At 71.4% G+C, this 24,718-nt stretch carries 25 protein-coding genes; 3 read left to right on the top strand and 22 right to left on the bottom strand.

Features of this window, described 5'->3' with window-relative positions; translation table 11 throughout:
• Positions 1–208 precede the first annotated feature (208 nt).
• From tyrS to infC, 15 genes are all read right to left on the bottom strand, one after another.
• Complete coding sequence (gene tyrS, locus DEI82_RS13920) at positions 209–1,519, bottom strand: tyrosine--tRNA ligase (protein ID WP_111037315.1); 1,311 nt, start codon at positions 1,517–1,519, stop codon at positions 209–211.
• 37 nt (positions 1,520–1,556) lie between these two features.
• Positions 1,557–2,216, bottom strand: coding sequence for a DNA-3-methyladenine glycosylase (locus DEI82_RS13915; RefSeq protein ID WP_258372070.1), 660 nt, complete (start codon positions 2,214–2,216; stop codon positions 1,557–1,559).
• Positions 2,213–3,652 carry an argininosuccinate lyase gene (gene argH, locus DEI82_RS13910; protein ID WP_111013996.1) on the bottom strand — a complete coding sequence of 480 codons (1,440 nt, stop codon included), beginning with the start codon at positions 3,650–3,652 and terminating at the stop codon, positions 2,213–2,215. Before argH ends, DEI82_RS13915 begins: the two co-directional genes overlap by 4 nt.
• A gap of 14 nt (positions 3,653–3,666) precedes the next feature.
• Positions 3,667–4,863: an argininosuccinate synthase gene (locus DEI82_RS13905; protein WP_111011138.1), complete on the bottom strand. Its 1,197-nt coding sequence runs from the start codon at positions 4,861–4,863 to the stop codon at positions 3,667–3,669.
• A gap of 59 nt (positions 4,864–4,922) precedes the next feature.
• Positions 4,923–5,852, bottom strand: a complete 930-nt coding sequence (gene argF / locus DEI82_RS13900; protein ID WP_111026874.1) for an ornithine carbamoyltransferase — start codon at positions 5,850–5,852, stop codon at positions 4,923–4,925.
• Positions 5,849–7,045, bottom strand: coding sequence for an acetylornithine transaminase (locus DEI82_RS13895; RefSeq protein ID WP_111011136.1), 1,197 nt, complete (start codon positions 7,043–7,045; stop codon positions 5,849–5,851). The genes argF and DEI82_RS13895 overlap by 4 nt, the downstream gene beginning before the upstream one ends.
• A complete protein-coding gene (gene argB / locus DEI82_RS13890; RefSeq protein WP_111011135.1) occupies positions 7,042–8,019 on the bottom strand; it encodes an acetylglutamate kinase in 978 nt (325 codons plus the stop codon). The genes DEI82_RS13895 and argB overlap by 4 nt, the downstream gene beginning before the upstream one ends.
• Positions 8,019–9,215, bottom strand: coding sequence for a bifunctional glutamate N-acetyltransferase/amino-acid acetyltransferase ArgJ (gene argJ, locus DEI82_RS13885; RefSeq protein ID WP_258368720.1), 1,197 nt, complete (start codon positions 9,213–9,215; stop codon positions 8,019–8,021). The genes argB and argJ overlap by 1 nt, the downstream gene beginning before the upstream one ends.
• A complete protein-coding gene (gene argC, locus DEI82_RS13880) occupies positions 9,212–10,270 on the bottom strand; it encodes an N-acetyl-gamma-glutamyl-phosphate reductase (RefSeq protein WP_111037308.1) in 1,059 nt (352 codons plus the stop codon). Before argC ends, argJ begins: the two co-directional genes overlap by 4 nt.
• 77 nt (positions 10,271–10,347) lie before the next feature.
• Positions 10,348–12,840 carry a phenylalanine--tRNA ligase subunit beta gene (gene pheT, locus DEI82_RS13875; protein ID WP_111011133.1) on the bottom strand — a complete coding sequence of 831 codons (2,493 nt, stop codon included), beginning with the start codon at positions 12,838–12,840 and terminating at the stop codon, positions 10,348–10,350.
• On the bottom strand, positions 12,840–13,880 hold the full coding sequence (gene pheS / locus DEI82_RS13870; protein WP_111011132.1) for a phenylalanine--tRNA ligase subunit alpha: 1,041 nt from the start codon (positions 13,878–13,880) through the stop codon (positions 12,840–12,842). The genes pheT and pheS overlap by 1 nt, the downstream gene beginning before the upstream one ends.
• Positions 13,881–13,978: 98 nt before the next feature.
• Complete coding sequence (locus DEI82_RS13865; protein ID WP_111037314.1) at positions 13,979–14,800, bottom strand: RNA methyltransferase; 822 nt, start codon at positions 14,798–14,800, stop codon at positions 13,979–13,981.
• A gap of 169 nt (positions 14,801–14,969) precedes the next feature.
• Positions 14,970–15,356, bottom strand: coding sequence for a 50S ribosomal protein L20 (gene rplT, locus DEI82_RS13860; protein WP_111011131.1), 387 nt, complete (start codon positions 15,354–15,356; stop codon positions 14,970–14,972).
• Positions 15,357–15,402: 46 nt separating this feature from the next.
• Complete coding sequence (rpmI, locus tag DEI82_RS13855; RefSeq protein ID WP_111011130.1) at positions 15,403–15,597, bottom strand: 50S ribosomal protein L35; 195 nt, start codon at positions 15,595–15,597, stop codon at positions 15,403–15,405.
• Positions 15,598–15,685: 88 nt separating this feature from the next.
• Positions 15,686–16,318, bottom strand: coding sequence for a translation initiation factor IF-3 (infC, locus tag DEI82_RS13850; protein WP_111011149.1), 633 nt, complete (start codon positions 16,316–16,318; stop codon positions 15,686–15,688).
• 327 nt (positions 16,319–16,645) lie between these two features.
• Here infC and DEI82_RS13845 point away from each other — a divergent pair, with 327 nt between their 5' ends.
• Positions 16,646–16,990, top strand: coding sequence for a DUF1844 domain-containing protein (locus tag DEI82_RS13845; RefSeq protein ID WP_111037313.1), 345 nt, complete (start codon positions 16,646–16,648; stop codon positions 16,988–16,990).
• 142 nt (positions 16,991–17,132) lie between these two features.
• Here DEI82_RS13845 and DEI82_RS13840 read toward each other — a convergent pair whose 3' ends face one another.
• The 6 genes from DEI82_RS13840 to DEI82_RS13815 all read right to left on the bottom strand — a co-directional run bounded on the left by DEI82_RS13840 (position 17,133) and on the right by DEI82_RS13815 (position 21,495).
• The gene (locus DEI82_RS13840) at positions 17,133–17,888 is read right to left on the bottom strand and encodes an SseB family protein (protein WP_111037312.1); all 756 of its coding nucleotides are present in this window, start codon (positions 17,886–17,888) and stop codon (positions 17,133–17,135) included.
• A gap of 72 nt (positions 17,889–17,960) precedes the next feature.
• Positions 17,961–18,707, bottom strand: coding sequence for a bifunctional 1-(5-phosphoribosyl)-5-((5-phosphoribosylamino)methylideneamino)imidazole-4-carboxamide isomerase/phosphoribosylanthranilate isomerase PriA (priA, locus tag DEI82_RS13835; RefSeq protein WP_111013998.1), 747 nt, complete (start codon positions 18,705–18,707; stop codon positions 17,961–17,963).
• Between the two features lie 21 nt (positions 18,708–18,728).
• A complete protein-coding gene (hisH, locus tag DEI82_RS13830) occupies positions 18,729–19,364 on the bottom strand; it encodes an imidazole glycerol phosphate synthase subunit HisH (RefSeq protein WP_111011128.1) in 636 nt (211 codons plus the stop codon).
• A complete protein-coding gene (gene hisB, locus DEI82_RS13825) occupies positions 19,361–19,966 on the bottom strand; it encodes an imidazoleglycerol-phosphate dehydratase HisB (protein ID WP_111037307.1) in 606 nt (201 codons plus the stop codon). The genes hisH and hisB overlap by 4 nt, the downstream gene beginning before the upstream one ends.
• Positions 19,963–21,057, bottom strand: a complete 1,095-nt coding sequence (locus DEI82_RS13820; RefSeq protein WP_111014000.1) for a histidinol-phosphate transaminase — start codon at positions 21,055–21,057, stop codon at positions 19,963–19,965. Before DEI82_RS13820 ends, hisB begins: the two co-directional genes overlap by 4 nt.
• A gap of 84 nt (positions 21,058–21,141) precedes the next feature.
• Positions 21,142–21,495, bottom strand: a complete 354-nt coding sequence (locus DEI82_RS13815) for a LysM peptidoglycan-binding domain-containing protein (protein WP_258370220.1) — start codon at positions 21,493–21,495, stop codon at positions 21,142–21,144.
• Between the two features lie 255 nt (positions 21,496–21,750).
• Here DEI82_RS13815 and lexA point away from each other — a divergent pair, with 255 nt between their 5' ends.
• Positions 21,751–22,404 (top strand): transcriptional repressor LexA, encoded by a 654-nt coding sequence (gene lexA / locus DEI82_RS13810; protein WP_111011124.1) that lies wholly within the window; start codon positions 21,751–21,753, stop codon positions 22,402–22,404.
• 91 nt (positions 22,405–22,495) lie between these two features.
• Here the strand turns inward: lexA and hflX are convergent, their stop codons facing one another.
• The gene (gene hflX, locus DEI82_RS13805) at positions 22,496–24,043 is read right to left on the bottom strand and encodes a GTPase HflX (RefSeq protein ID WP_181435218.1); all 1,548 of its coding nucleotides are present in this window, start codon (positions 24,041–24,043) and stop codon (positions 22,496–22,498) included.
• A gap of 59 nt (positions 24,044–24,102) precedes the next feature.
• Between hflX and DEI82_RS13800 the strand changes: the two genes are divergently transcribed.
• Positions 24,103–24,714 (top strand): class I SAM-dependent methyltransferase, encoded by a 612-nt coding sequence (locus DEI82_RS13800; protein WP_111037306.1) that lies wholly within the window; start codon positions 24,103–24,105, stop codon positions 24,712–24,714.
• The last annotated feature ends 4 nt before the right edge of the window (positions 24,715–24,718 follow it).

Below are 24,718 nucleotides of genomic sequence, written 5' to 3'. Positions count from 1 at the left end.
CGCTCCGGGACACTGTCCCGGCCGCTCCGCCGCACCTTTGGGGTGACGAGTGATTACTTTACGCACCACCCCACCACCCAGCAAACCACCCCACATCCCGGGCGTGTCGCGGCCGCCTTCAGGATGCACCGCCAGTGCTGATGGACGCCCCAGGTACGACAGAACGCCCGTCCTCACCGGGAGTCCGGGCGTTCGTGGTCGAGGCGGTTCAGCCGATGGTGACGCCGGCCAACGTCTTCTTCCCGCGCCGGAGCACGACCACTCCCCCGGCCAGGACATCGGCGTCGATGCGCGCGGTCGGGTCGGTGACTCGCTGGTTGTTCACCGAGACCCCGCCCTCCTCGATCGCACGCCGGGCCTTGCCGAGGGACTCGACGAGTCCGGTCTCCACCAGCGCGCGTGCGACGTCGACGTCGGGTGCGAGCGTGACCGACGGCAACTCCGCGATCGCGGCGCGGAGGGTCCCCGTGTCCAGGGCGGCGAGGTCACCGTTGCCGAACAGCGCCGACGCGGCCTCGATCGCCGCCCGCGTCGCCGCTTCGCCGTGCACCAGCGACGTCACCGCGAACGCGAGCGCGCGCTGGGCTTCTCGCCGGAAGGGCTCGTCCGCCACCGCGTGCTCGAGCCGCTCGATCTCGGCGCGCGAGAGGAACGTGAACGCCTTGAGCCGCTCGATGACGTCCGCGTCCGCCGTGTTGAGCCAGAACTGGTAGAACGCGTACGGCGTCGTCATCTCCGGGTCGAGCCAGACGGCGTTGCCCTCGCTCTTGCCGAACTTCGTGCCGTCGGAGTTCGTGATGAGCGGAGTCCCGAGCGCGTGGACGACGGCACCCTCGGTGCGGCGGATCAGTTCGGTGCCGCTCGTCAGGTTGCCCCACTGGTCGCTGCCGCCCGTCTGCAACGTGCAGCCGTACTGACGGTGGAGCTCGCGGTAGTCGAGGCCCTGGAGGATCTGGTAGCTGAACTCGGTGTAGCTGATCCCGGCGTCCGAGTTCAGCCGAGCTGCCACCGCGTCCTTGCGGAGCATCGTGTTGACGCGGAAGTACTTGCCGATGTCACGCAGGAAGTCGATGGCGGACAGCGGCGCCGTCCAGTCGAGGTTGTTCACCATGCGCAGCCCGTTCTCGCCGTCGGGGCTGAGGAACCGCGACACCTGCGCGCGGAGGCGCGTCACCCACTCCTCGACGGTCGCGCGGTCGTTGAGGGTCCGTTCGGCGGTCGGTCGGGGGTCACCGATGAGCCCGGTGGACCCACCGACCAGGCCGAGCGGCTTGTGGCCGGCCAGCTGCAGTCGGCGCATGAGCAGGAGCTGGTACAGGTTCCCGCAGTGCAGGCTCGGCGCGGTCGGGTCGAACCCGCAGTAGTACGTCAACGGACCGGCTTCGAGCGCTGCCCGCAATGCGGTCTCGTCGGTCGAGACGTGGACGAGCCCGCGCCACTGCAGTTCGTCCCAGATCGAGTCGAAGGACGGGTCGTTCTGCTGGCGCGTCAGGACCTCGGGAACGGTATCGCTGGGCACCCCGTCATCGTAGTGCGCGTCGCCCACCCGACTGCGCTCAGTCCGTCGCCTGGGGATGGCGCCGGTACGAGGACACGGTCGGTTCGCCCGTCAGCCAGAATCGCCACGGGAACGCGCGCCCTCCCGCCACGCCCCCGACACCGACCCGCGGGCCGACGGAGATCCGCGGTCTGCCGTCCGCGAGGGATTCGTCGAGGAGCGCGGTCGTCGACGAGGCGAGTCGCTCCTCCAGTCCGTCGGCGAAGCGGAGGACGTAGGGTCCGCGGCCGTCGAGCACGCTCGAACCGTCGTCCGTGAGCATCGCGCCGAGCGCCTGACCGAGGTTGCCCGGCCCGCGGGCGAGACCGACGTCGGGCACGCGGTCACCGCGTCGCTCCCGCGCAAGCGAGACGCCCTCGACCACCGCCCCCGCGCGCAGCAACGACCCGGAGGCGAATCCGTCCGGTCCACTGACGACGTTGAGGCAGGTGTGGATGCCGTACGAGCGATAGGCGTACAGGGTCCCTGGCGCACCGAACAGGTGGCGGTTGCGCTGCCGCGGACCGCGGAACGCGTGCGACCCCGGGTCGGTCTCGCCCATGTAGGCCTCGACCTCGGTGATGCGCACGGTCACGCCGCGACCGGTGATGGTCGCACCGAGCAGCGCGGGAGCAGCCGCCAGCGCGGGCTCGCCGAGCACCCCTGCCTCGTCGATCACGCGAGCGGCGCCGCCTCGGTCAGCGATCGGATCCGAGCGGTGAGGGCCACGACCTGTTCGGCGACGCGCTCCGGTGCCGTCCCTCCGGCACCAGCGCGACTGGCGACGCTCCCCTCGACGGTCAGGACCGAGCGGACGTCCGGGGTCAGGTGTTCGGAGACGGACCGGTAATCCGCATCACTCGGTTCGTCGAGCTCGAGGCCGCGCTCCTCGCAGAAGCGCACCAAGGCACCCGAGATCTCGTGCGCGTCACGGAACACCACACCGCGGCGCACCAGCCACTCGGCCACGTCCGTCGCGAGGGAGAACCCCTGCGGCGCGAGCGTCGCCATGCGCTGCGTGTCGAACTCGACGGTCGCGACCATGCCGGTGAACGCCGGGAGCAGCACCTCGAGTTGCGTGACGGAGTCGAACACCGGCTCCTTGTCCTCTTGGAGATCGCGGTTGTACGCCAACGGGAGTCCCTTGAGCGTCGCGAGCAGCCCGGTGAGGTTGCCGATGAGGCGGCCGCTCTTGCCGCGCGCGAGTTCCGCGATGTCCGGGTTCTTCTTCTGCGGCATGATGCTCGACCCGGTCGAGAACCCGTCGTGCAGCCGGACGAAGCCGAACTCCTTCGTGTTCCAGACGATGAGTTCCTCGGCCAGCCGCGACACGTCGATCCCGATCTGCGCGGTGACGTAGGCGAATTCCGCCACGACGTCGCGCGACGCCGTCGCGTCGATCGAGTTCTCGGTGGGGCGAGCGAATCCCAGGTCTGCCGCGACCGCGGCGGGATCGAGACCGAGTGAGCTCCCGGCGAGCGCACCCGCGCCGTAGGGGGACGCGGATGCCCGGGAGGCCCAGTCACGGAAGCGCTCGAGGTCACGGACCAGCGGCCAAGCGTGGGCGAGCAGGTGGTGCGCGAGCAACACCGGCTGCGCGTGCTGCAGGTGCGTGCGCCCGGGCATCACGGCGTCACGGTGGGCGTCCGCCTGCGCACTGAGCGCGTCGATGAGGTCCACCAGCAGGTGCCCGATCCGTCGCGCGTGGTCGAGCAGGTACAGCCGCACCAGCGTCGCGATCTGGTCGTTCCGGCTGCGGCCGGCCCGGAGCTTCCCACCGAGGTCGCCCCCGATGTCCTCGATGAGCAGACGCTCGAGCGCCGAGTGCACGTCCTCGTCGTCCTGGCCCGGTCGGGCCGTGCCGGCCGCGACCGCAGCGTCCAGGCGGTCGAGACCGTCCAGCATCCGGCTGAGTTCGTCCTCGGACAGGTACCCGGCCACCGCGAGGGCGCGGGCGTGTGCCCGCGACCCCGCGATGTCGTACGGCGCCAGCTGCCAGTCGAACTGCGTGGACCTGCTCAGTTCGACGAGCTCCGGGGAGGGACCGCTGCTGAACCGCCCGCCCCACAGCGCGCCGGCCTCGCCGGCCCTGCTCGTGCTCTGCTCGTCCGCCATGCCGCCGCTCCGCCTCAGTTGGCCAGGTCGCGCCGAGCGGAGATCTTGCTCGGCAGGGACCAGATCTCGATGAAGCCCTTGGACAGCGACTGGTCGAACGTGTCGCCCGTGTCGTACGTGGCGAGGTCGAAGTCGTACAGGGACTGCTCGCTCCGACGGCCCGTCACGGTCGCACGGCCGCCGTGCAGCTGCAGGCGGATGTCACCGGACACGTACTGCTGGGTGTCCTCGATGAACGCGTCGAGGCTGCGCTTGAGCCCGGAGAACCAGAGACCGTCGTACACGAGGTTCGCCCACTCGGACTCGACCCCGCGCTTGTAGCGGTTGACGTCACGTTCGAGCGTCAGGCTCTCGAGTTCCTCGTGCGCCGCGATGAGCGCCATCGCGGCGGGCGCCTCGTAGACCTCGCGGCTCTTGATGCCGACGAGCCGGTCCTCGACCACGTCGATCCGCCCGACGCCGTGCTTGCCCGCCAGTGCGTTGAGCTCCTGCACGATGCGGAGTGCGCTGAAGCGCTGTCCGTCGATCGCGACCGGAACGCCGTGCTCGAACGTGATGGTGACCTCGTCCGCGGCGCGCTCGACCGTCGGGTCCTGCGTGTACGAGTACAGGTCCTCGATCGGCGGGTTCCACGGGTCCTCGAGGAACCCGGTCTCCACGGCGCGGCCCCAGACGTTCTGGTCGATCGAGTACGGCGACTTCTTGCTCTGCTCGATGGGCAGGTCGTGCTCCTGCGCGTACACGATCGCCTTGTCGCGCGTGAGTGCGAGGTCCCGGACCGGCGCGACACTCGTCAGGTCGGGGGCGATCGCGGCGACCGCTGCCTCGAACCGGACCTGGTCGTTGCCCTTGCCGGTGCAGCCGTGGGCGACGCTGTCCGCGCCGAGCTGCTTGGCGGTGAGGGCGAGGTGCTTCGCGATGAGCGGCCGGCTCAGGGCGGACACGAGCGGGTAGCGCTTCTGGTAGAGGGCGTTCGCCTTGAGCGCCGGCATCAGGTAGTCGTCGGCGAACTCGTCCTTGGCGTCGACGACGATCGACTCGACGGCGCCGCAGTCGAGCGCGCGCTGACGGATGCGGTCCATGTCCTCGCCGCCCTGGCCGACGTCGACGGCGAGTGCCACGACCTCCTTGCCGGTGGCGTCCTTGAGCCATCCGATGCCGACGGAGGTGTCGAGCCCTCCGGAGTACGCGAGTACGACGCGGTCTGCCATGGTTCTCCTTCTCAGGGGATGCGGGGGTGCGGGGTGGTGGATGTCGTCGCGGGCCGAGGTCAGTCGGCCGCGTGGTCGAGGAGCCAGGCGAGGAGGGCCTTCTGCGCGTGCAGTCGGTTCTCGGCCTCGTCCCAGATGATGCTCCGCGGACCGTCGATGACCGCTTCGGTCACCTCGTAGCCGCGGTCGGCGGGCAGGCAGTGCATGAACACGGCGTCGTCGGCGGCGTGCGCCATGAGCTCGTCGTCGACGCGGTACCCGGCGAAGGTCTCGAGGCGCGCTTGCTTCTCGTCCTCCTTGCCCATGGACACCCAGGTGTCGGTGACGACGACGTCGGCACCGCTCACCGCCGCGACGGGATCCGTCACGACGAGGGCGGAGCCACCGGTCCGCGCACCGACGCGCTCGGCGTCGGCGACGACCTGCCGGTCGGGTGCGAACGCGGCGGGGGCCGCGACACGGACGTGCATGCCCGCGGTCGTCCCCGCGAGCAGGTAGGACTGGGCCATGTTGCTCGCGCCGTCGCCGACGAAGGCGATCGTCTGACCGGCGAGCGTGCCCCGGTGCTCGCGGATCGTCAGGAGGTCCGCGAGGAGCTGGCAGGGATGGAAGTCGTCCGACAGCGCGTTCACGACCGGCACCGTGGTCCCGGCGGCCATCTCCTCGAGCCCGGCCTGCGCGTACGTGCGCCAGACGATGGCGGACACCATCCGTTCGAGCACGCGCGCCGTGTCGGACGGGGTCTCCTTGCCGCCGAGCTGACTGTTGGCGGTGGAGATGATGAGCGGGCTGCCCCCGAGGTCGCTGATGCCGACGTGGAACGACACGCGCGTCCGGGTGGAGGACTTGTCGAAGATGACCGCCACGCTCTGGGGCCCCGCCAGCGGCTTCGCGCCCCAGCGGTCGACCTTCATCGCCGCGGCGAGATCGAGGATCTCGAGCTGCTCCGCCTGGGTGAGGTCGTCGTCCCGGAGGAAGTGGCGGGTCATGCCGCTGCCTCCATCGCCTGCGCGAGGATCACCAGGAACTCGTCGATCTCGGCGTCGGACACGATGAGCGGCGGTGCGATCCGGATGGATGACTCGTTCGGAGCGTTGACGATGAGCCCGCGCTCGAGCGCGGCCGTGTTGATCGCGGGGGCGACGGGTCGGGTGAGTCCGATCCCGACGAGGAGGCCCTCGCCCCGCACCTCGTCGACGAGCGGGCTGCCGATGGCTGCGATCCCGGCGCGGATGCGCTCGCCCTTGCCGCGCGCCGCCTCCACGAGCCCGGTGGTCTCGATCTCGCCGAGCACTGCGTTCGCGACCCGCGTCGCCAACGGGTTCCCGCCGAAGGTGGACCCGTGCTGGCCTGCGGAGAACAGGTCGGACGCCCACCCGAACGTGACGAGTGCGCCGATCGGGAAGCCTCCGGCGATGCCCTTCGCGATCGTGATCGCGTCGGGCGTGATCCCGTGCCCCTGGAAGGCGAACCACGACCCGGTGCGTCCCACGCCGGTCTGGATCTCGTCGAGGATGAGCAACGCGCCGTGCTGCTCCGTCAGCGCTCGCGCCGCCGCGAGGAAGCCCTCGGGCAGGTCGACGACGCCGGCCTCGCCCTTGATCGGTTCGAGCACGAGTGCGGCGACATGGTCGTCGATCGCGGCCTCGAGCGCCTCGATGGTGGAGTCGATGTGTTCGACCCCGGGGATCATCGGCTCGAAGTCCTCGCGGAGGGCGGGCTTGCCGGTGAGCGCGAGGGCACCCATCGTGCGTCCGTGGAACGAGTTCTGCAACGCGAGGATCCGCGTGCGGGACCCGTCGCCCTTGTTCAGCCGTGCGAGCTTGAACGCGGCTTCGTTCGCCTCGGCCCCGGAGTTACCGAAGTAGACGCGACCCGCGTCCCCCGCGCCGGTGATGCGCTTGAGGCGTTCCGCGAGCTCGAGCTGCGGCGGCGTGGCGAAGTAGTTCGACACGTGCATGAGCTTCGACGCCTGGTCCGTCACGGCCTCGACCACCGCGGGGTGGGCATGACCGAGCGAGTTCACGGCGATGCCCGCCAGGAAGTCGAGGTACTCCTTGCCGTCGACGTCCCACACCCGGCAGCCGCGGCCGCGCTCGAGCATGATCTTCGGTGGGGTCAGCGATCGCATGAGCGACGCGCCGAACCGGTCGTTCCAGCCAGTCTGGGTCGTCATGCTCATGCTTCGTTCCGTTCGTCAGCAGCGGCCGGGTGTCCAGGCGCGCGTCGTTCGTTGGGGATGACCTCGGTGCCGGCACCGCGCAGGGTGAACACCTCGAGGAGGATGGAGTGCGGGATACGGCCGTCGATGATGGTCGCGCCGCCGACGCCCGCGACCACGGCATCGAGACAGGCGGTCATCTTCGGGATCATGCCGGACTCGAGGCTCGGCAGGAGTTCCCGGAGTTCGTCGACCGAGATGAGGTCGATCACGGAGTCCCGGTCGGGCCAGTTCCGGTACAGCCCCGGCACGTCGGTCAGCATCATGAGCTTCGACGCGCGCAGCGCGATCGCCAGGGCTGCCGCCGCGGCGTCGGCGTTCACGTTGAGGGCCTGCTCCGGATCGCTCTCGTCGATCGCGATGCTCGACACCACCGGGATCCGGTTGGCCTCGATCGCGGCGAGCACCTCGGTTGGGTCGACCTCGGTGATGTCGCCGACGTGACCGAGGTCGAACTCCTCGCCGTCGATGACCACACCGCGCTTGTGCCCGGAGAACAACGAGCCGCCGTCGCCGGACACGCCGACCCCGAGTCCAGCGCCGTGCTCGTCGAGCAGGTCGACGATCTCGCGGTTGACCTCACCGGCCAGGACGTCGCGCACGACCGTGATCGCTTCGGTCGTGGTCACGCGGTACCCGCCACGGAACTCCGACGCGATGCCCTGTTGCTCGAGCGCGGCCGAGATCTGCGGGCCACCACCGTGCACCACCACCGGGTGGAGCCCCGCGTAGCGCAGGTAGACCATGTCCTCGGCGAACGCGCGCTTGAGGTCGTCGTTCACCATCGCGTTGCCGCCGAACTTCACGACGACGACCTTGCCGGAGTAGCGCTTGATCCAGGGCAGCGACTCGATGAGCGTGGCGGCCTTGACCGCGGCGAGTTCCTGGTCCTCGGTGAGGAGTCCGTCGTTGTCCACGTGTGTTCCGTTCGCCATCAGCTCGAGTACGCGCTGTTCTCGTGCACGTAGTCGTGCGTCAGGTCGTTCGTCAGGATCGTCGCCGCGTGGGGGCCGACCCCGAGGTCGATGTGCACGTGCGTGTCGCGCGGCGTCAGGTCGACCTGGTCGCTCGGGCGGTCCGGAGCGCCGGCGTGACACACGCGGACCCCGTTCATGCTGACGTCGACCGCGTACGGGTCGAACTCGGCGTCCGTCGTGCCGATCGCCGCGAGCACCCGCCCCCAGTTGGGGTCGTTGCCGAACACGGCGGCCTTGAACAGGTTGTTGCGGGCGACGCTGCGCCCGACCGTCACCGCGTCGTCCTCGCTGGCCGCGCCGACGACCTCGATCGCGATGTCGTGGCTCGCGCCCTCGGCGTCCTGCTGGAGCTGACGCGCGAGGTCCGCGCACACCGCGGTGAGGGCCTCCTGGAAGTCACCGACCTCGGGGGTCGTCCCGGAGGCGCCGGAGGCCATGAGCACGACCGTGTCGTTCGTGGACATGCAGCCGTCGGAGTCGACGCGGTCGAACGTGACGCGTGTTGCCGCGCGGAGGGCCTGGTCCAGCGCGTCCGACGCCAGGTCGGCATCCGTCGTGATCACCACGAGCATCGTCGCGAGCCCGGGCGCGAGCATCCCGGCGCCCTTCGCCATGCCACCGATCGTCCAGCCGTCGACGGACACCACCGACTGCTTGGCGTGCGTGTCGGTGGTGATGATCGCCTCGGCCGCCGCCGGACCGCCGTCCGTGCTGAGCCCGGCGGCAGCCAGTCCGACACCGCGGAGCACGCCCTCGCGGAAGGCCTCGCCCCCGACCCCGATGAGGCCGGTCGAGCACACCACGACGTCAGCTGCACCGACACCGATGACGTCGGCCACCGCCTCGGCCGTCTGGTGCGTCGTCTGGAACCCGAAGGACCCGGTGAAGCAGTTCGCACCGCCCGAGTTGAGGACGACCGCACGCGCGACGCCGTCCGCGACGACCTGCTGGGACCAGATGACCGGGTTCGCCTTCGCCCGGTTGCTCGTGAACACCGCGGCGACCGCGTCGGACGGACCGTCGTTGACGACGAGGGCGACGTCCGGCTTGCCACTCGGCTTCAAGCCGGCGGTCACGCCCGTCGCGCGGAACCCGGCCGCGGCCGTGACGCCCTGGAGGGACGGCACCGCGGTCCCGTCGGTCACCGCGCTCACGGGGCGACTCCGTCGATCGAGAGACCGAGCGTCTCCGGCAGACCGAGCGCGATGTTGGTGGACTGCACAGCGGCACCGGCCGTGCCCTTGGCCAAGTTGTCCAGCGCCGAGATCGCGACGACGCGTCGAGCGGCCTCGTCGACCGCGATGCCCACGAGCGCCGTGTTCGCACCGACCGTGTCCGCGACGCGCGGGTACTCGCCCTCGGGCAGGAGGTGGACGAACGGTTCGTCGGCGTACGCCTGTTCCCAGGCCAGCCGGACGTCGTGCGCGCCCACACCGGGCGCGAGCCGCGCGGACGTGGTCGCGAGGATGCCCCGGGCCATCGGGACGAGCACGGGTGTGAAGGACACCCGCACCGACGAGGCCCCGGCGACGCGGAGGTTCTGCTGGATCTCCGGCACGTGCCGGTGCCTGCCCCCGACCGCGTAGGCGGACGCGGACCCCAGGATCTCGGCGGCCAGGTAGGTCGTCGCGAGCTTCTTGCCCGCGCCCGACGGCCCGACGCTCAGCACCGCGACGATGTCGTCCGTCTCCACGACGCCCGCGGCGACCCCAGGCGCGATCCCCAGGGTCACGGCGGTGACGTTGCACCCCGGTACTGCGATGCGCTTCGTCCCGACGAGCTCGGACCGTTGCTTGGCGGCGGTGCCCGATCCGCCGGCCCGCACGAGTTCGGGTAGACCGTACGTCCACGCGCCGTGGTACGCACCGCCGTAGAACGCCGACCAGTCGGCCGGGTCCGTCAGACGGTGGTCCGCACCGCAGTCGACCACGAGCGCGTCGTCCCCGAGCTGCTCGGTGATCGCGCCGGACTGGCCGTGGGGGAGCGCGAGGAACACGACGTCGTGCCCGCGCAGCTGCTCCGGGGTGGTCTCGGTCAGGGTGAGGTGTGCGAGCGAGCGGAGGTGCGGCTGTGTCGCGATGAGCGGTTGTCCGGCGTTCGAGAACGCCGTCACCGTCCTGACGTCGAACTCGGGATGGGCGGAGAGCACGCGCAGGAGCTCCCCACCCGCGTAGCCGCTGGCTCCCGCCACGGCGACGGATACGGACATGGGTTCCACCTTGATGATCGGACTTCGGTCGAGGGAGTCGGAGGCGGCGACCCCGGGCGAGGCTGATCCCGAGTGGATCAGTCGCGCAGGGTCGCCCCGAATCGCTCGCCGGCACGTCGGACGGCGCCGTCTCGGGCCTCAGTGGCCTCGGCGGCGGTCAGCGTGCGGTCCGTGGCGCGGAACCGCAGCGCGAAGGTCAGGGACTTCTGTCCCTCCGTCACGCCGGCGCCCCGGTAGTCGTCCACGAGGCGAGCATACTCCAGCAGCGGACCGGCGCCATCGCGGACGGCGTCGAGCACCGCGCCCGCCGGGACATCCACGTCGACCACCAGCGACAGGTCCTGCGTCGCCGCGGGGTAGGAGACGATCGCCTCGGGCAGGACCGCGGCGGGGGCCGCAGCCACGAGGGCGTCGAGGTCGAGTTCGACCACCGCGACCACGCGCGGCAGGTCGGCGTCGGCCGTCGTCGACGGGAGGAGCTCGCCGACCACGCCGACGGGGTGATCGCCGACCGACACCAGGGCCGCACGGCCGGGATGCATCGACGGGTGTTCCGTCTGCGCGACGGTCAGCTCGGCACCGACCGCCCACGCGACCGTCCGCGCCACGTCGAGCGCGTCGGCGACGCCGTACGGCTCGGCCGCCACACCGGGCTGCTTGAGGAGCCGCGACCCCGTCAGCAGGGCCGACACGTGGGTGGGCTGCGCCGGGAGCGACGCGGTCATCGCGGCGAGGGTGGCGTCGTCGGGACGCTCCGCACCGCGCGGGATCGTCGTCGTGCCGAGTTCGGCCCCCACGGCGGGCAGGAACACGGAGGCCGCCTCGAACACCGCGACGTCGACGAGGCCACGCGCCGTGTTGCGACGGGCGATGTCGACGAGCCCGGGCAGACCGGAACGACGGAGCAGGTGCAGCTCGCTGTCGAGTGGGTTCGCCAGTGCGACGCTCGGACCGCCGGCCGCGTCGATCCCGGGGAACGCATCGGCCGTCGCCGTGGAGACGAACGGGGCCGTCACGACCTCGACCAGGCCCTGGGCCGCGAGTGCCGCGACGACGCGGCGACGGGCACGCTGGGCACGGCTGAGGCCACGTCCGGGCGGCGCGACCGGCAGCACGCTCGGGATCCGCGCGTAGCCGACGATGCGCGCGACCTCCTCGATCAGCGAGACGTCGTCGACGAGGTCCGGCCGCCACGACGGCGGCGTGACCGTGAGCAGGTCCGCGTCGGTCGTGACCTCGGCGCCGACGGACCGGAGGGTCTCGACGACCTCGGCCTCGGTGTAGGCCACGCCGACGACGGACTCGGGCGCATCGAGACGCATCGACACCGCCGGGCGGGGCGAGCGATCGACGAGCGTCGATCCGAGGTCGTCCGCGGTGCCACCCGCGAGCTCGACGAGGAGCTCGACGGCGCGGGCCGCCGCAGCCTCGGCCACGAGGGGGTCCACACCCCGCTCGAACCGCTTCGAGGCCTCGCTCGGGAGCTTGTGCCGACGGGCCGACCGAGCGATGGACACCGGATCGAATCCGGCGGCCTCGATGAGGACGTCGGTCGTCCCCGTTCCGATCTCGGTGCGCGCGCCGCCCATGACGCCCGCGAGCCCGACCGGGCCGGCGTCATCGGCGATGACGAGGTCCTCGGGGTCGAGTCGGCGTTCGACGTCGTCCAGGGTCACGAGGGTCTCGCCCGGCGTCGCGCGGCGGACGGTGAGCCCGCCCTGCAGCGCGCCGAGGTCGTAGCCGTGCAGGGGCTGGCCGAGTTCGAACATCACGTAGTTGGTGATGTCCACCGGCAGCGAGATGCTCCGGACGCCGACGAGTCGGAGCCGCGCGATCATCCAGGCGGGCGTCGGGCGGGTCGGGTCGATGCCGCGGACCACGCGCGTCACGAAGGTCCGCGCGCCCACGTTGCCGCGGATCGGTGCGTCGTCCGCGATGGTGACCGCGAAGCCGTCACCCGACCGCGGAGCCGGACGCTCGGCGGGGTCGTGGAAGGTCGCCCCCGTGGCGTGAGCGTACTCGCGCGCCACGCCGCGGATGCTGAACGCATACCCGCGGTCGGGGGTGACGTTGATCTCGACCGCGGCGTCGTCGAGCCCGAGGAGCGCGATGGCGTCCGCGCCGACCTCGGGCTCCATGCCGAGGTCCGCGAAGCGGAGGATGCCGTCGTGGTCCTCGCCGAGGCCGAGCTCGCGGGCGGAGGCGATCATGCCGTCGGACACGTGTCCGTACGTCTTCCGTGCGGCGATCGGGAACGGACCGGGCAGCACGGCACCAGGCAGCGTGACGACCACGAGGTCACCGACGTCGAAGTTGTGCGCGCCGCAGACGATGCCCCGCGGTTCCGGTTCGCCCACGTCGACCTGGCACCAGTTGATCGTCTTGCCGTTCTTCTGCGGCTCCGGCACGCGTTCGAGGACTCGGCCGACGACGATCGGCCCCGTCAGGTCGAACGCGTGCTCGGCCTCTTCTTCGAACCCGACCGACACGAGGGCGGCGTGGACGTGCTCGAGGGTCGCGTCCTCGGGGAGGTCGACGGACTCACCGAGCCATCGGAGTGGGACGCGCATCAGACCACCGTTCCGAACTGCTGCGAGAAGCGGATGTCGCCCTCGACCATGTCACGCATGTCGTTGAGGTCGTTGCGGAACTGCAGCGTCCGCTCGATCCCCATGCCGAACGCGAAGCCCTGGTACTCGGACGGGTCGATGCCGGCCGAGCGGAGCACGTTCGGGTTGACCATGCCGCACCCACCCCACTCGACCCAGCGCGCGCCGCCCTTGGCGTTCGGCTGCCAGACGTCCATCTCGGCGGAGGGCTCGGTGAACGGGAAGTAGTTGGGCCGGAGCCGGATCTGGGCGTCGGCGCCGAACATCTGCCGCGCGAAGTGCTCGAGCGTGCCGCGCAGGTGCGCCATGGTCAGTCCCCGGTCGACAGCGATGCCCTCGACCTGGGTGAAGACGGGCGTGTGCGTCGCGTCGAGTTCGTCCGACCGGTACACGCGTCCGGGCGCGATGACGTACAGCGGCACACCGCGCCCCAGGAGCGATCGGACCTGGACGGGCGACGTGTGCGTGCGCATGAGCAGGTGCCGCTCGACCGGCTCGACGAACAGCGTGTCCTGCATCGCGCGAGCGGGGTGGTCCTGGTCGAAGTTGAGGGCGTCGAAGTTGAACCACTCATGCTCGAGCTCGGGGCCCTCGGCGACCTCCCACCCCATGCCGACGAAAATGTCCGCGATCGTCTCCTGCAGCAACGACAGCGGGTGTCGCGCGCCGGGCTGGTGGCGCACCGGCAACGCCGTGACGTCGACCCGCTCCGACTCGAGGCGGGCGCGCTCCTCGGCCACGGCGAGGACGGCCTCTTGCTCGGCGATCGCCTGGTTCACCCGGGCCCGCGCCTGGCCGACGAGCTTGCCGGCCTCGGCCTTCTGCTCCTTCGGCACCGTCCGCATGGACGCGTTGAGCCGCGCGAGCACCGACTGCTCGCCGGTGTGTTCGGCGCGGGCGTGCTTGAGCTCCGCGACCGTCGTCGCGGCGCGGACGGCGACGAGTGCCGACTCCACGGCAGCGGCGACCGCCGGCTCGCTGATCTCGAGTGGTTCTGACACGGTACGCAAGCCTACCGGGCAGGCGTCGGGCCTCCCGGTACACCGTCCGGACCGTGGACAGCGGCATGGGCTGCCGGACGGTGGAGGACCACCAGCGGTCAGGACCGGTGCGCGAACGCGCTCTCGTACAGACAGACCGACGCCGCCGTCGCGAGGTTCATCGACTCCGCCTGGCCGTAGATGGGCACCCGAACCGCGCGGTCGACGAGGGCCAGGTCCGCGGCGGTGAGTCCGCGGGCCTCGTTGCCGAACACCCAGGCGGTCGGACCGTCGAGCATGCCGTCGCTCCGCACCACCGGGAGTTCATCGCCCGACACGTCCGCCGCGAGCACGGTGTAGCCCGCGGCGCGTGCTCGGTCCACCGCCGAGGCCAGCTCGACACCGACGGACACGGGGACGTGGAACAGCGACCCCGTCGTCGACCGCACCACCTTGGGGTTGTAGGGGTCGACGCTCCGACCGGTCATCACGACGGCCTGCGCGCCCGCGGCGTCCGCGGCACGGATGATCGTGCCCGCGTTGCCCGGATCGCGCACCTGTTCGAGGATCGCCACGAGACCGGGCAGACCCGCGTCCTCGCCGGCGCCCGGCCGGAAGACGTCCTTGACCGACGTCGGGAACTGCTCGCACACGGCGACCACACCCTGCGGCGTGACGGTGTCGGCCATCGCCTCGAGGACCTGCTCCGTCACGAACACGATCGGGAGGTCGGCGGCCGCCGCGGCCTCGCCGAGCTCCGGATGGCGCTCGAGAGCCGTGGGGGTCGCGAACAGGTCGTGGAGCAGCTCGGGCCGGAAGCGCAGGGCCTCGGACACGGCCTGGGGCCCCTCGAGCAGGAACCGCCGCGTCTCGGCGCGGACCTCCTTGCGGAACAGCTGTGCGACCGTCCGGACGCGGGAGGAGCGGGGGTTGTCGAGCAGTTCGGTCACCCGCCCAGTGTGGCAGGGACGGCCGTCACGCCCGTCCGAGCCGCGTGCGCCGCGGGCCGGGAGGCGCGGGTCGGGCCCGCACCGGACCTCCCGACCGCCCCCGGAACAGCGAGCGGCCCGACCACGTGACGTGGTCGGGCCCGCTCGGGTGCGCGATGGCTCAGGCAGCGGCCTTCGGCGCGGACGTGTCCGCCGGGAGCGCGTTCTTGGCGGTCTCGACGAGCGCCGCGAAGGTCTCCGGGTTGTTGACCGCGAGGTCGGCGAGGATGCGGCGGTCGACCTCGACACCCGCGAGCCCGAGGCCCTGGATGAGGCGGTTGTAGGTCAGCCCGTTCGCGCGCGACGCGGCGTTGATGCGCTGGATCCAGAGGCGACGGAACTCGCCCTTCTTGGCGCGGCGGTCGCGGTACGCGTAGACGAGGGAGTGGGTGACCTGCTCCTTCGCCTTGCGGTACAGGCGCGACCGCTGACCGCGGTAGCCCTCGGCGCGCTCGAGAACGACGCGACGCTTCTTGGCGGCATTGACCGCCCTCTTCACTCTTGCCATGGTGGTTTCCTAACGTTCCGGGTCGGCGATGGTCGGCGAGGGCCGATCAGTGGCCGAGGAGCTTCTTGACGGCCTTGACGTCGGCCTTCGCGAGGACCTGGTCCTCGTTGAGGCGGGCCTTGCGCTTGGCGGCCTTGACCTCGAGGTTGTGACGCATACCAGCCTGCTGCTTCATGATCTTGCCGGAGCCGGTGATCTTGAAGCGCTTCTTGGACCCGGAGTGGGTCTTCTGCTTGGGCATGTGGGTGCCTTTCCGTACGGGGTGTGGGGGTCGTGGTGCCGCAGCGCTGCGACGGGGCCGGACGGCCCGGGTGGTGCTCGGAGCGGTGTTACTCGGCGGCGCTCGGCGCCTCGGCCTCGGCGGCTGCCTTCGCGCCCTCGGGGTTCGACTGCGCGCGGTTGGCGGCGCGGACGGCGGCCTTCTTGGCGTTCGACTCGGCCTTGGCGTCCGACTTGTTCTTGAGCGGCGAGATCACCATCGTCATGTTGCGGCCGTCCTGGGTCGGTCGCGACTCGACGACGCCGTACTCCGCGATGTCCTCGGCGAAGCGCTGGAGGAGACGCACGCCCTGCTCCGGACGCGACTGCTCACGGCCGCGGAAGAGGATCATGGCCTTCACCTTGTCACCAGCCGCGAGGAAGCCCTCGGCGCGCTTGCGCTTGGTCTCGTAGTCGTGTGCGTCGATCTTCAGACGGAACCGGACCTCTTTGAGGATCGTGTTCGCCTGGTTGCGCCGGGCCTCCTTGGCCTTCTGCGCGGCTTCGTACTTGAACTTGCCGTAGTCCATGATCTTGGCCACGGGCGGCTTCGAGTTCGGAGCAACCTCGACCAGATCCAGCTCTGCCTCTTGCGCGAGGCGGAGGGCGACGGCGATGGGGACAACGCCGACCTGCTCACCACCAGGGCCGACGAGTCGGACCTCGGTGACACGGATTCGGTCGTTGGTACGGGGATCGCTGATGCGGAACTCCTTCGTGAAGTGGTCTCCGTCCGGCGGTTCGGCCGGGACGGGGCACGCGATGCGAGGAGTTCGTACGCACGGATCGACCCGTGGTACCCGCCCGACCCCGACCCGTGGGGCCGGACGACCGTCGGGACGCCCTGTCGGACAGGACGCCACCGTCGGCGGAGCGGTTGTGACCCGGTAACCTGTGGTGCGCGGTCGCGGGTGGGAGAGACTCCTCTTGTTCGCGCTGCTGCCGGTGCGTGAGCACGCGGACAGCAACTGCCGCTCAGAGTCTAGCAGAGGAGCACCGTGACCAACAGCCCGGACGAGGCCCAGCCCATCGTGACGGACGAGTCACCCGAGGAGGGCGGTGCCGCCCGGGACATCGCGGAGGTCCCCGCGGTCGAACTCATCAACACCGTCAGCATCCACCTGCTCAGCGCGGCCGCCGTCAAGGTCGGGCTCGCGGACGACCCGGACTCGCAGACGGACCTCGACGAGGCGCGGAAGCTGATCACGGCCCTGGCCGGGCTGGTCACCGCTGCCGCCCCGGAGATCGGCGACCACCACGCCCGTCCACTCCGCGACGGCCTCCGGAGCGTGCAGCTCGCCTTCCGCGAGGCGTCGAGCATCCCCGATGCACCGGGGCAGGGACCGGGCGAGAAGTACACCGGGCCGGTCAACTAGGGCGCCGCGGGCCGGTCGACCAGCGCGCCACGGTCCGCTCACGCGGCCCCGCGCGCTCCGGCCGGACGACCCAGCGCTCCGCCAGACGGCCCAGCGCTCCGCCGGACGGCCCAGCGCTCCGCCCGACGCCCCAGCGCTCCGCTCAGGCCGCCCGGAGCGCGACGCCGAGGCTGTCGACGTGCTCGGTGATGAACCGGTCCGCCGACCAGCGGGCCTGGAGGCGCGACACGAGTCCGCGCACCGCCTCCGCATCCAGACCGGGTACGAGCACGAGACCGACGATGAGTTCGGGGCCCGCGAAGCGGCCGCCGGCGTCGCCAGGGGCCAATTCCACCCGGACGACGTCGGGCTCGTCGGCGAACGACGCGACGAAGGCCTCGCCGACGAGCGGGTCCGCGTAGCTGGGAACCCAGGGGACGTCCTGTCCCAGCGCCCACACGGCCGGACGGCGCACGACGAACTCCGTCGGCGCGGTCGGGTCGAGCACGATGAGCTCCGTGCCCTCACTCGCCGCCGCGAGCGCGACGCGGCGGGACTCGACCGGGACGGGTCGAGCTCGCGGGTCCCACGACCGCATGGCGTCGACCGAGGTGAACGCCGGCATCACGCGGCGCCCGTCCGGCCCCGCCACCGTGACGATCGAGAGCTCCTGCGTCTTGTCCACCGGGCGGCCGTCCGGTCCCACCCCGACGTCACCGGCGTGGGCCACGAGCGGCACGAGCAACCGGGCGCCGCGGAGCGCGTCGAGCACCGTGACGTGCGAGCCCGTCCCCGCCCGGACGCCCTCGAGCGCTGCGGACAGCGCCGGGTCGGCCGTGCCGTCGTCGCCCGCGAACGTCGTGTCGTGCGCCTGGAACGTGCGGCCCGCCCACGGGAGACCCGCGCTGTCGGCCGCCATGCCGGAGGACGCGGATGTGCCGTCGCCACCGTGGTGGTGACCGGCGTGGTCGTGATGGTCGGCGGCCACGCCCTACTCCCCCGCGACCTCGAGCGCCGCGGGCAGGGTGAACGCACCGGAGTACAGCGCCTTGCCGATGATCGCGCCCTCGAGCCCCAGGGGCACGAGTTCGCGGAGCGATCGGAGGTCCTCGAGCGCCGAGACACCGCCCGAGGCGACCACAGGTCGTTCGGTGCGCTCGAGGACCTGCCGCAGGAGGTCGACGTTCGGCCCCTGCAGCGTGCCGTCCTTCGTCACGTCCGTCACGACGTAGCGCGCACACCCGGCGTCCTCGAGCCGGGCGAGGACGGTGAACAGGTCGCCCGCGTCCTCGGTCCACCCACGGGAGGCGAGGGTCGTCCCGCGGACGTCGAGGCCCACGGCGATGCGCTCCCCGTGCTCGCCGATCACGCGAGCGGCCCAGTCCGGGTGCTCGAGCGCCGCTGTGCCGAGGTTGACCCGGGCCGCTCCCGTCGCGAGCGCCGCCTCGAGCGAGGCGTCGTCACGGATGCCTCCGGACAGCTCGACCGACACGCCGTCGACCGCGGCGATGACGCGCCCGATCACATCGCGGTTGTCGCCACGACCGAACGCCGCGTCGAGGTCGACGAGGTGGATCCACTCGGCGCCCTGCTCGCGCCACGCGGCGGCGGCGTCGACGGGGTCACCGTACCCGGTCTCGCTGCCGGCTTCGCCCCGGGTCAGCCGGACGGCCGTGCCGTCGACGATGTCGACCGCGGGCAGCAGGACGAGGGCCGGTGTGGTGGAGGAATCGCTCATGGTGTTCCCGGGTTCGGAGGGTCAGAGGGTCCGGAGCCAGTTCCGGAGCAGCGCGATGCCCGGCTCGCCCGACTTCTCCGGGTGGAACTGGGTCGCTGCGAGCGCACCGTTCTCGACCGCCGCGACGAAGCGCTCGCCGTGCTCGGCCCACGTCACCTTCGGGGCGGGGAACGGCGGCTGTGCGTCGATGTCGAGGGACGTCGCGCCGTAGGAGTGGACGAAGTAGAACCGCTCGCCGCTCAGACCGTCGAAGAGCACGGAGTCGGCGGGCGGCTGCACGGTGTTCCACCCCATGTGCGGCAGGACCTCCGCGCGCAACTGGTGGATCGTCCCCGGCCACTGCCCGAGTCCCGGCACATCGGACCCGCGCTCGACGCCCCGCTCGAACATCACCTGCATGCCGACGCACACGCCGAGCACCGGCTTGCCCCCGGCGAGCCGTCGGTCGACGAGGTCGCCGCCCCGCACGGTGTCGAGCTGGTCCATCACCGCCCGGAACGCGCCGACCCCAGGGACGACGAGCCCGTCGGCCGCGAGCGCAGCCTGGCGGTCCGCCGTGACCGTGACGTCCGCCCCCGCCCGCTCGAGCGCCTTGGCGGCCGAGTGGATGTTGCCCGACCCGTAGTCGAGCACGACGACGTCCGGACGAGCGCTCACAGCGAACCCTTCGTGGACGGGATGCCCTCCACCCGCGGGTCCGGCTGGACCGCCGCACGCAGTGCCCGCGCGAACGCCTTGAACTCGGCCTCGGCGATGTGGTGCGGGTCACGGCCCGCGAGGACCCGGACGTGCACGGTGAGACCGGCGTGCATCGTCACGGCCTCGAACACGTGCCGGACGAGCGAGCCGGTGAAGTGGCCGCCGATGCGGTGCAACGCGAAGCCCTCGGGCTCCCCCGTGTGGACGAGGTAGGGACGACCCGAGACGTCGACCACGGCCTGGGCGAGCGCCTCGTCCAGGGGCACGAGCGCGTCGCCGTACCGCCCGATCCCGGCGCGGTCGCCGAGCGCCTGCCGCAGCGCCTGCCCGAGGACGATGCCGGTGTCCTCCACGGTGTGGTGCGCGTCGATGTCGGTGTCACCCGATGCCTCGACCTGGAGGTCGATGAGCGAGTGTTTCGCGAACGCGGTGAGCATGTGGTCGTAGAACGGGACCGATGTCGAGACCGAGGAACGACCGGTGCCGTCGAGGTCGAGCGACAACGTGACGCTCGACTCGCTCGTCGCGCGGGTGATCGAAGCGGTGCGCGAGCCGGTCATGCTCCAACCCTAACGGGGTCGATCTCGCGCATCGCCGTGAGGAACGCCGAGGTCTCGTCGGCCGTCCCGGCACTGACCCGAAGGTGCTCGGGGATCCCGAGGTCGCGGACGATGACGTCACGCTCGAGGAGTTCCTCGAACACGCGGCGGGGTTCCGCCACGCCGCCGAAGAGCACGAAGTTGGACCAGGTCTCGTAGGGGCGGAAGCCCATGTCCCCGAGCTCGCGGACCATCCGGTCGCGCTGGACCACGATGTCGTCGACCATCCGGAGCATCTCCGGCGCGTGCCGCAGCGCGGCGACCGCGGCGGCCTGCGTCAGGGCCGACAGGTGGTACGGCAGCCGGACGAGGCGGAGCGCGTCGACCACCGCGGGATCGGCCGCCAGGTAGCCGACGCGCGCGCCCGCGAAGGCGAACGCCTTGCTCATCGTCCGCGACACGACGAGCCGCTCCCGCCCGGGCAGCAGGGTCAGGGCCGAGGGCTGGTCCTTCGGCATGAACTCCGCGTAGGCCTCGTCCACCATGACGATGCCGTCCGTCGCGTCGTAGGCCTCGGCCACGGTGTCGAGCGACAGCGGCGTGCCCGTCGGGTTGTTCGGACCGCAGAAGAACACGATGTCGGGGCGATGCTCGCGCACCGCCGCGACCGCCGTCGCCGGGCTGATGCCGAACTCGGCGTCCCGCTGCGCGGGGATCCACCGGGTACCGGTACCCGAGGCGATGATGGAGTGCATCGAGTAGGTGGGCGGGAACCCGAGGACGGACCGCCCGGGACCGCCGAACGCCTGCAAGAGCTGCTGGATGACCTCGTTCGAACCGTTCGCCGCCCAGACGTGTTCCGGCGCGAGGCCGTGCCCGAGGTACGAGGCGAGCGACGAGCGCAGCGCGGTGAACTCGCGGTCCGGGTAGCGGTTCACCGTGGCGAGCGCCGCGCCGATCGAGGCGAGGATGTCCTCGGCGACCTCGGGCGGCACGGGATGCGTGTTCTCGTTGACGTTCAGCTGGACGCGGACGTGCTTCTGCGGCGCCCCGTACGGGGTCTGACCACGGAGGTCGTCACGGATGGGGAGGTCGTCCAGGGTGATCGCCACCGGACCATCGTAGGGCGGCGGCAGTCAACGCGGACCGACCAGCCGGACGGGATGACGACGGCGTCACCCCGTCCGGGAGGCCGATCAGGAGCCCGTCGTGTACTGCGTCGGGATGGCGAGCTTCTCGCCCGCCTGGACGGCGGCGCTCGGGAGGTTGTTGAGGTCGACGACGTCCTGCACGAACTCGCGCGGGTCGACGTTCGGGGCTTCGTCCTGCGCGAGTTGCCACAGGGACTCGCCCGGCTGGATCGTCACCGTCGTGAAGTGCACGTGCGCCGCGTGGTCCCCCGCTGCGGCCTGCCCACCGTTGAGGGCGGCGAGGGCGACCACGAGCAACACGGGGAGTGCACTGACGGTGGTGAGGACGACCCGGCCCCGCCGAGTGATCCGGAGCCGGGGACGGACCGTACCGGCGGATGTGCTGCTGATGGTGCTCATGCTGACGCCTTCCTCGTACATGGGTCGCCTCGGTGGTCCGAAGACCTGTACCGAACATAGGTTCGATCCGAAGCGCGCGCAAGTCCTACTGATGCTGAACGGGGTGTCGGATCGACGACACGCTCGAACAGGTGTTTGGCGCGCCTGGTCCTGGCGGGTACAGTTTCGATCGACTGGAGCCAGCCTGACGGGAACCACCGACATTCCCGTCGGACGGGGCGACGACCACTGGCCGGACCGGGGAGCACGACGCACATGGCAGACGACGCACCACGCGAGATGCGCACCCAGAAGCCCCTGACCCCGAAGCAGCAGGCGATCCTCGACGCCATCCGCTCCTCGATCGCGAACCGCGGGTACCCGCCGAGCATGCGCGAGATCGGTGACGCGGTCGGCCTCTCCTCACTGTCGAGCGTCACGCACCAGCTCGGTCAGCTCGAGCTCGGCGGCTGGATCCGCCGCGATCCGAACCGACCGCGCGCGCTCGAGGTCCTCGTGGACGAGCCCCGACCGGAGGACGGACCGGACATCGACGCGACGACGCTCGTTCCCCTCGTCGGCCGGATCGCCGCCGGTATCCCGATCACGGCCGAACAGCACGTCGACGAGATCGTCCCGCTCCCCCGTCAGCTGGTCGGGACCGGTGACCTGTTCATGCTCCGCGTGGTCGGGGACTCCATGGTCGACGCCGCGATCTGCGACGGCGACTGGGTCGTCGTGCGGAGCCAGCAGACCGCCGAGAACGGCGAGATCGTCGCCGCGATGCTCGACGAGGAGGCGACGGTCAAGGTGTTCCGCCAGCGCGACGGCCACACCTGGCTGCTCCCGCGGAACACCGCGTTCGAGCCGATCCTCGGCGACGCGGCCACGGTGCTCGGACGCGTCGTGGCGGTCCTGCGCTCCGTGTGACGTCGCGCACACCCGGGTCCGTCCGCTGGACGCGGAACGGCACGGTGGTGCGCCGGGCCCCGTTCGGGGCCTCCCGGCCGCGACGCTCCGCTCAGGCGGAGTGGACCGGCGCGACCACGAACGGCGCGAGCTCGCTGACCTGGCGCGCGAAGACGCGGACGTCCAGGCGGGTGCCGTCGACCACGTACTCGGTCCGCTCCACCGCACCCTCGTCGTGCAGCCGGGACACCAGGTCGCCTCGGTCGTACGGGACCACGATCGTCAGCTCGACGTCGGGCTCCGGCAGACGCGCCTCGATCGCGGCGAGCAGCTCGGGGATCCCCTCGCCGGTCCGCGCGGACACGAAGACGGCGTCCGGTACGAGGCCGCGGAGGACGAGCCGCTGGTCGGCGTCGACGAGATCGGCCTTGTTGAACGCGACCACCTCGGGCACGTCCCGAGCACCCACGTCGGCGATGACGTCGCGGACGGTGCTCAGCTGCGCGCCCGGGTCGGGGTGGGAGCCGTCGACCACGTGCAGCACGACGTCGGCCTCACCGACCTCCTCGAGCGTGGACCGGAAGGCCTCGACGAGCTGGTGGGGCAGGTTCCGGACGAACCCGACGGTGTCGACGAACGTGAACGGGCGGCCACCCCCGGTCTCGGTCCGACGGACGGTCGCGTCCAGGGTGGCGAAGAGCTGGTTCTGCACGAGGACGCCCGCGGAGGTCAGGCGGTTGAGCAGGCTCGACTTGCCGGCGTTCGTGTACCCCGCGATGGCGACGCTCGGCACCTCGTTGCGGTGCCGCTCGGCGCGCTTCGCCTCGCGCGCCGGGGCGAACCCCGCGATCTGTCGACGCAGCCGGGCCATCCGGGTGTGGATGCGACGCCGATCGAGCTCGATCTTGGTCTCACCGGGACCACGGGACCCCATGCCGGCGCCCGCGCTGCCGACCTGGCCACCCGCCTGACGGGACATCGACTCACCCCAACCACGGAGGCGCGGGAGCAGGTACTCGAGCTGCGCGAGTTCGACCTGTGCCTTGCCCTCGCGGCTCTTGGCGTGCTGGCTGAAGATGTCGAGGATGACGGCGGTGCGGTCGATGACCTTCACCTTGACGACGTCCTCGAGCGCACGGCGTTGGCTCGGCGCGAGTTCCGTGTCGGCGATGACGGTGTCCGCGCCCGTCGCCTTGACGACCATCGCGAGTTCCTCGGCCTTGCCGCGGCCGAGGTACGTGCTCGGGTCCGGGTGCGGGCGGCGCTGGAGCAGACCGTCGAGCACGACCGCGCCCGCCGTCTCCGCGAGGGCAGCGAGCTCACGGATCGAGTTCTCGGCGTCCTGGGCGTCACCCTGCGCGTACACGCCGATGAGGACGACGCGCTCGAGCCGCAGCTGCCGGTACTCGACCTCGGTGACGTCCTCGAGCTCGGTGGACAGACCGGACACGCGACGCAGCGCGGCGCGGTCCTCACGGTCGTACTGTTCGCCGTCGCCCTGCCACCCCACGACCTCGGCGTCGGTGGCCTGGATCGCCTGCGCCGGCGCGAACACCGCCGGGGTCGTCCTGCTCTCGGCGTTCCGCAACACCCGCTCGACCACACCGTCGTGCTGCTGCTCCTCGAGGACACCCTCGACCATGTCGTCCTGCTCCGTCATCGTCCACAGGCTACCTCCGAGCACCCGGCGACACACGGAGATGCCGGTACGGTTCATCCATGGCGAACGAGCACTACTTCTCGGCCCAGCCGGAGAGCGACGCCCGACCGCGGCGAATCACGGTCACCCTGGCCGGGAGGACGCTCAACCTCGCCACCGCCGCGGGCGTCTTCAGCCCGGACCGGCTCGACGCGGGCACGCGGGTGTTGCTGCAGAGCGTGCCGCCACCGCCCGCGACCGGGGCGCTCCTCGACGTCGGCTGCGGGTGGGGTCCGCTCAGCATCGCCATGGCGCTGCAGGCGCCCGAGGCCGAGGTCTGGGGCGTCGACGTCAACGAGCGTGTGCTCGACCTAGCTCGGGCGAACGCGGCGACGGCCGGTGCCCGGAACGTCACGGTGCGTCTGCCGGAGGCGGTGCCGAAGGACCTCCGGTTCGCCACCATCTGGTCGAACCCCCCGATCCGGGTGGGCAAGGACGAGCTCCACTCGATCCTGCTCACGTGGCTCCCGCGCCTGGAACCGGGTGGGGACGCCTGGCTCGTGGTGGCCAAGAACCTGGGCGGCGACTCGCTGCAGCGGTGGCTGGCCGAGACGCTCGACACCGACCTCGTGGTCACGCGCGCGACGACCGACCGCGGGTACCGCGTCATCCGTGTGCACCGGACACGCTGATCGC

Source organism: Curtobacterium sp. MCBD17_019, assembly GCF_003234555.1.
Taxonomy (GTDB): Bacteria; Actinomycetota; Actinomycetes; order Actinomycetales; family Microbacteriaceae; genus Curtobacterium.
The sequence above is the reverse complement of the archived record's forward strand: the minus strand, read 5'-3'. Positions and strand labels throughout refer to the sequence as shown.

Coding starts and splice junctions, on each gene's coding strand:
- argH (WP_111013996.1), bottom strand. CDS start 3,652: ATGGCGGACGAGCAGAGCACGAGCAGGGCCGGCGAGGCCGGCGCGCTG.
- DEI82_RS13905 (WP_111011138.1), bottom strand. CDS start 4,863: ATGGCAGACCGCGTCGTACTCGCGTACTCCGGAGGGCTCGACACCTCC.
- argF (WP_111026874.1), bottom strand. CDS start 5,852: ATGACCCGCCACTTCCTCCGGGACGACGACCTCACCCAGGCGGAGCAG.
- DEI82_RS13895 (WP_111011136.1), bottom strand. CDS start 7,045: ATGAGCATGACGACCCAGACTGGCTGGAACGACCGGTTCGGCGCGTCG.
- argB (WP_111011135.1), bottom strand. CDS start 8,019: ATGGCGAACGGAACACACGTGGACAACGACGGACTCCTCACCGAGGAC.
- argC (WP_111037308.1), bottom strand. CDS start 10,270: ATGTCCGTATCCGTCGCCGTGGCGGGAGCCAGCGGCTACGCGGGTGGG.
- pheT (WP_111011133.1), bottom strand. CDS start 12,840: ATGCGCGTCCCACTCCGATGGCTCGGTGAGTCCGTCGACCTCCCCGAG.
- rplT (WP_111011131.1), bottom strand. CDS start 15,356: ATGGCAAGAGTGAAGAGGGCGGTCAATGCCGCCAAGAAGCGTCGCGTC.
- rpmI (WP_111011130.1), bottom strand. CDS start 15,597: ATGCCCAAGCAGAAGACCCACTCCGGGTCCAAGAAGCGCTTCAAGATC.
- DEI82_RS13840 (WP_111037312.1), bottom strand. CDS start 17,888: ATGGCGGCCGACAGCGCGGGTCTCCCGTGGGCGGGCCGCACGTTCCAG.
- priA (WP_111013998.1), bottom strand. CDS start 18,707: ATGAGCGATTCCTCCACCACACCGGCCCTCGTCCTGCTGCCCGCGGTC.
- hisB (WP_111037307.1), bottom strand. CDS start 19,966: ATGACCGGCTCGCGCACCGCTTCGATCACCCGCGCGACGAGCGAGTCG.
- DEI82_RS13815 (WP_258370220.1), bottom strand. CDS start 21,495: ATGAGCACCATCAGCAGCACATCCGCCGGTACGGTCCGTCCCCGGCTC.
- lexA (WP_111011124.1), top strand. CDS start 21,751: ATGGCAGACGACGCACCACGCGAGATGCGCACCCAGAAGCCCCTGACC.
- hflX (WP_181435218.1), bottom strand. CDS start 24,043: ATGACGGAGCAGGACGACATGGTCGAGGGTGTCCTCGAGGAGCAGCAG.
- DEI82_RS13800 (WP_111037306.1), top strand. CDS start 24,103: ATGGCGAACGAGCACTACTTCTCGGCCCAGCCGGAGAGCGACGCCCGA.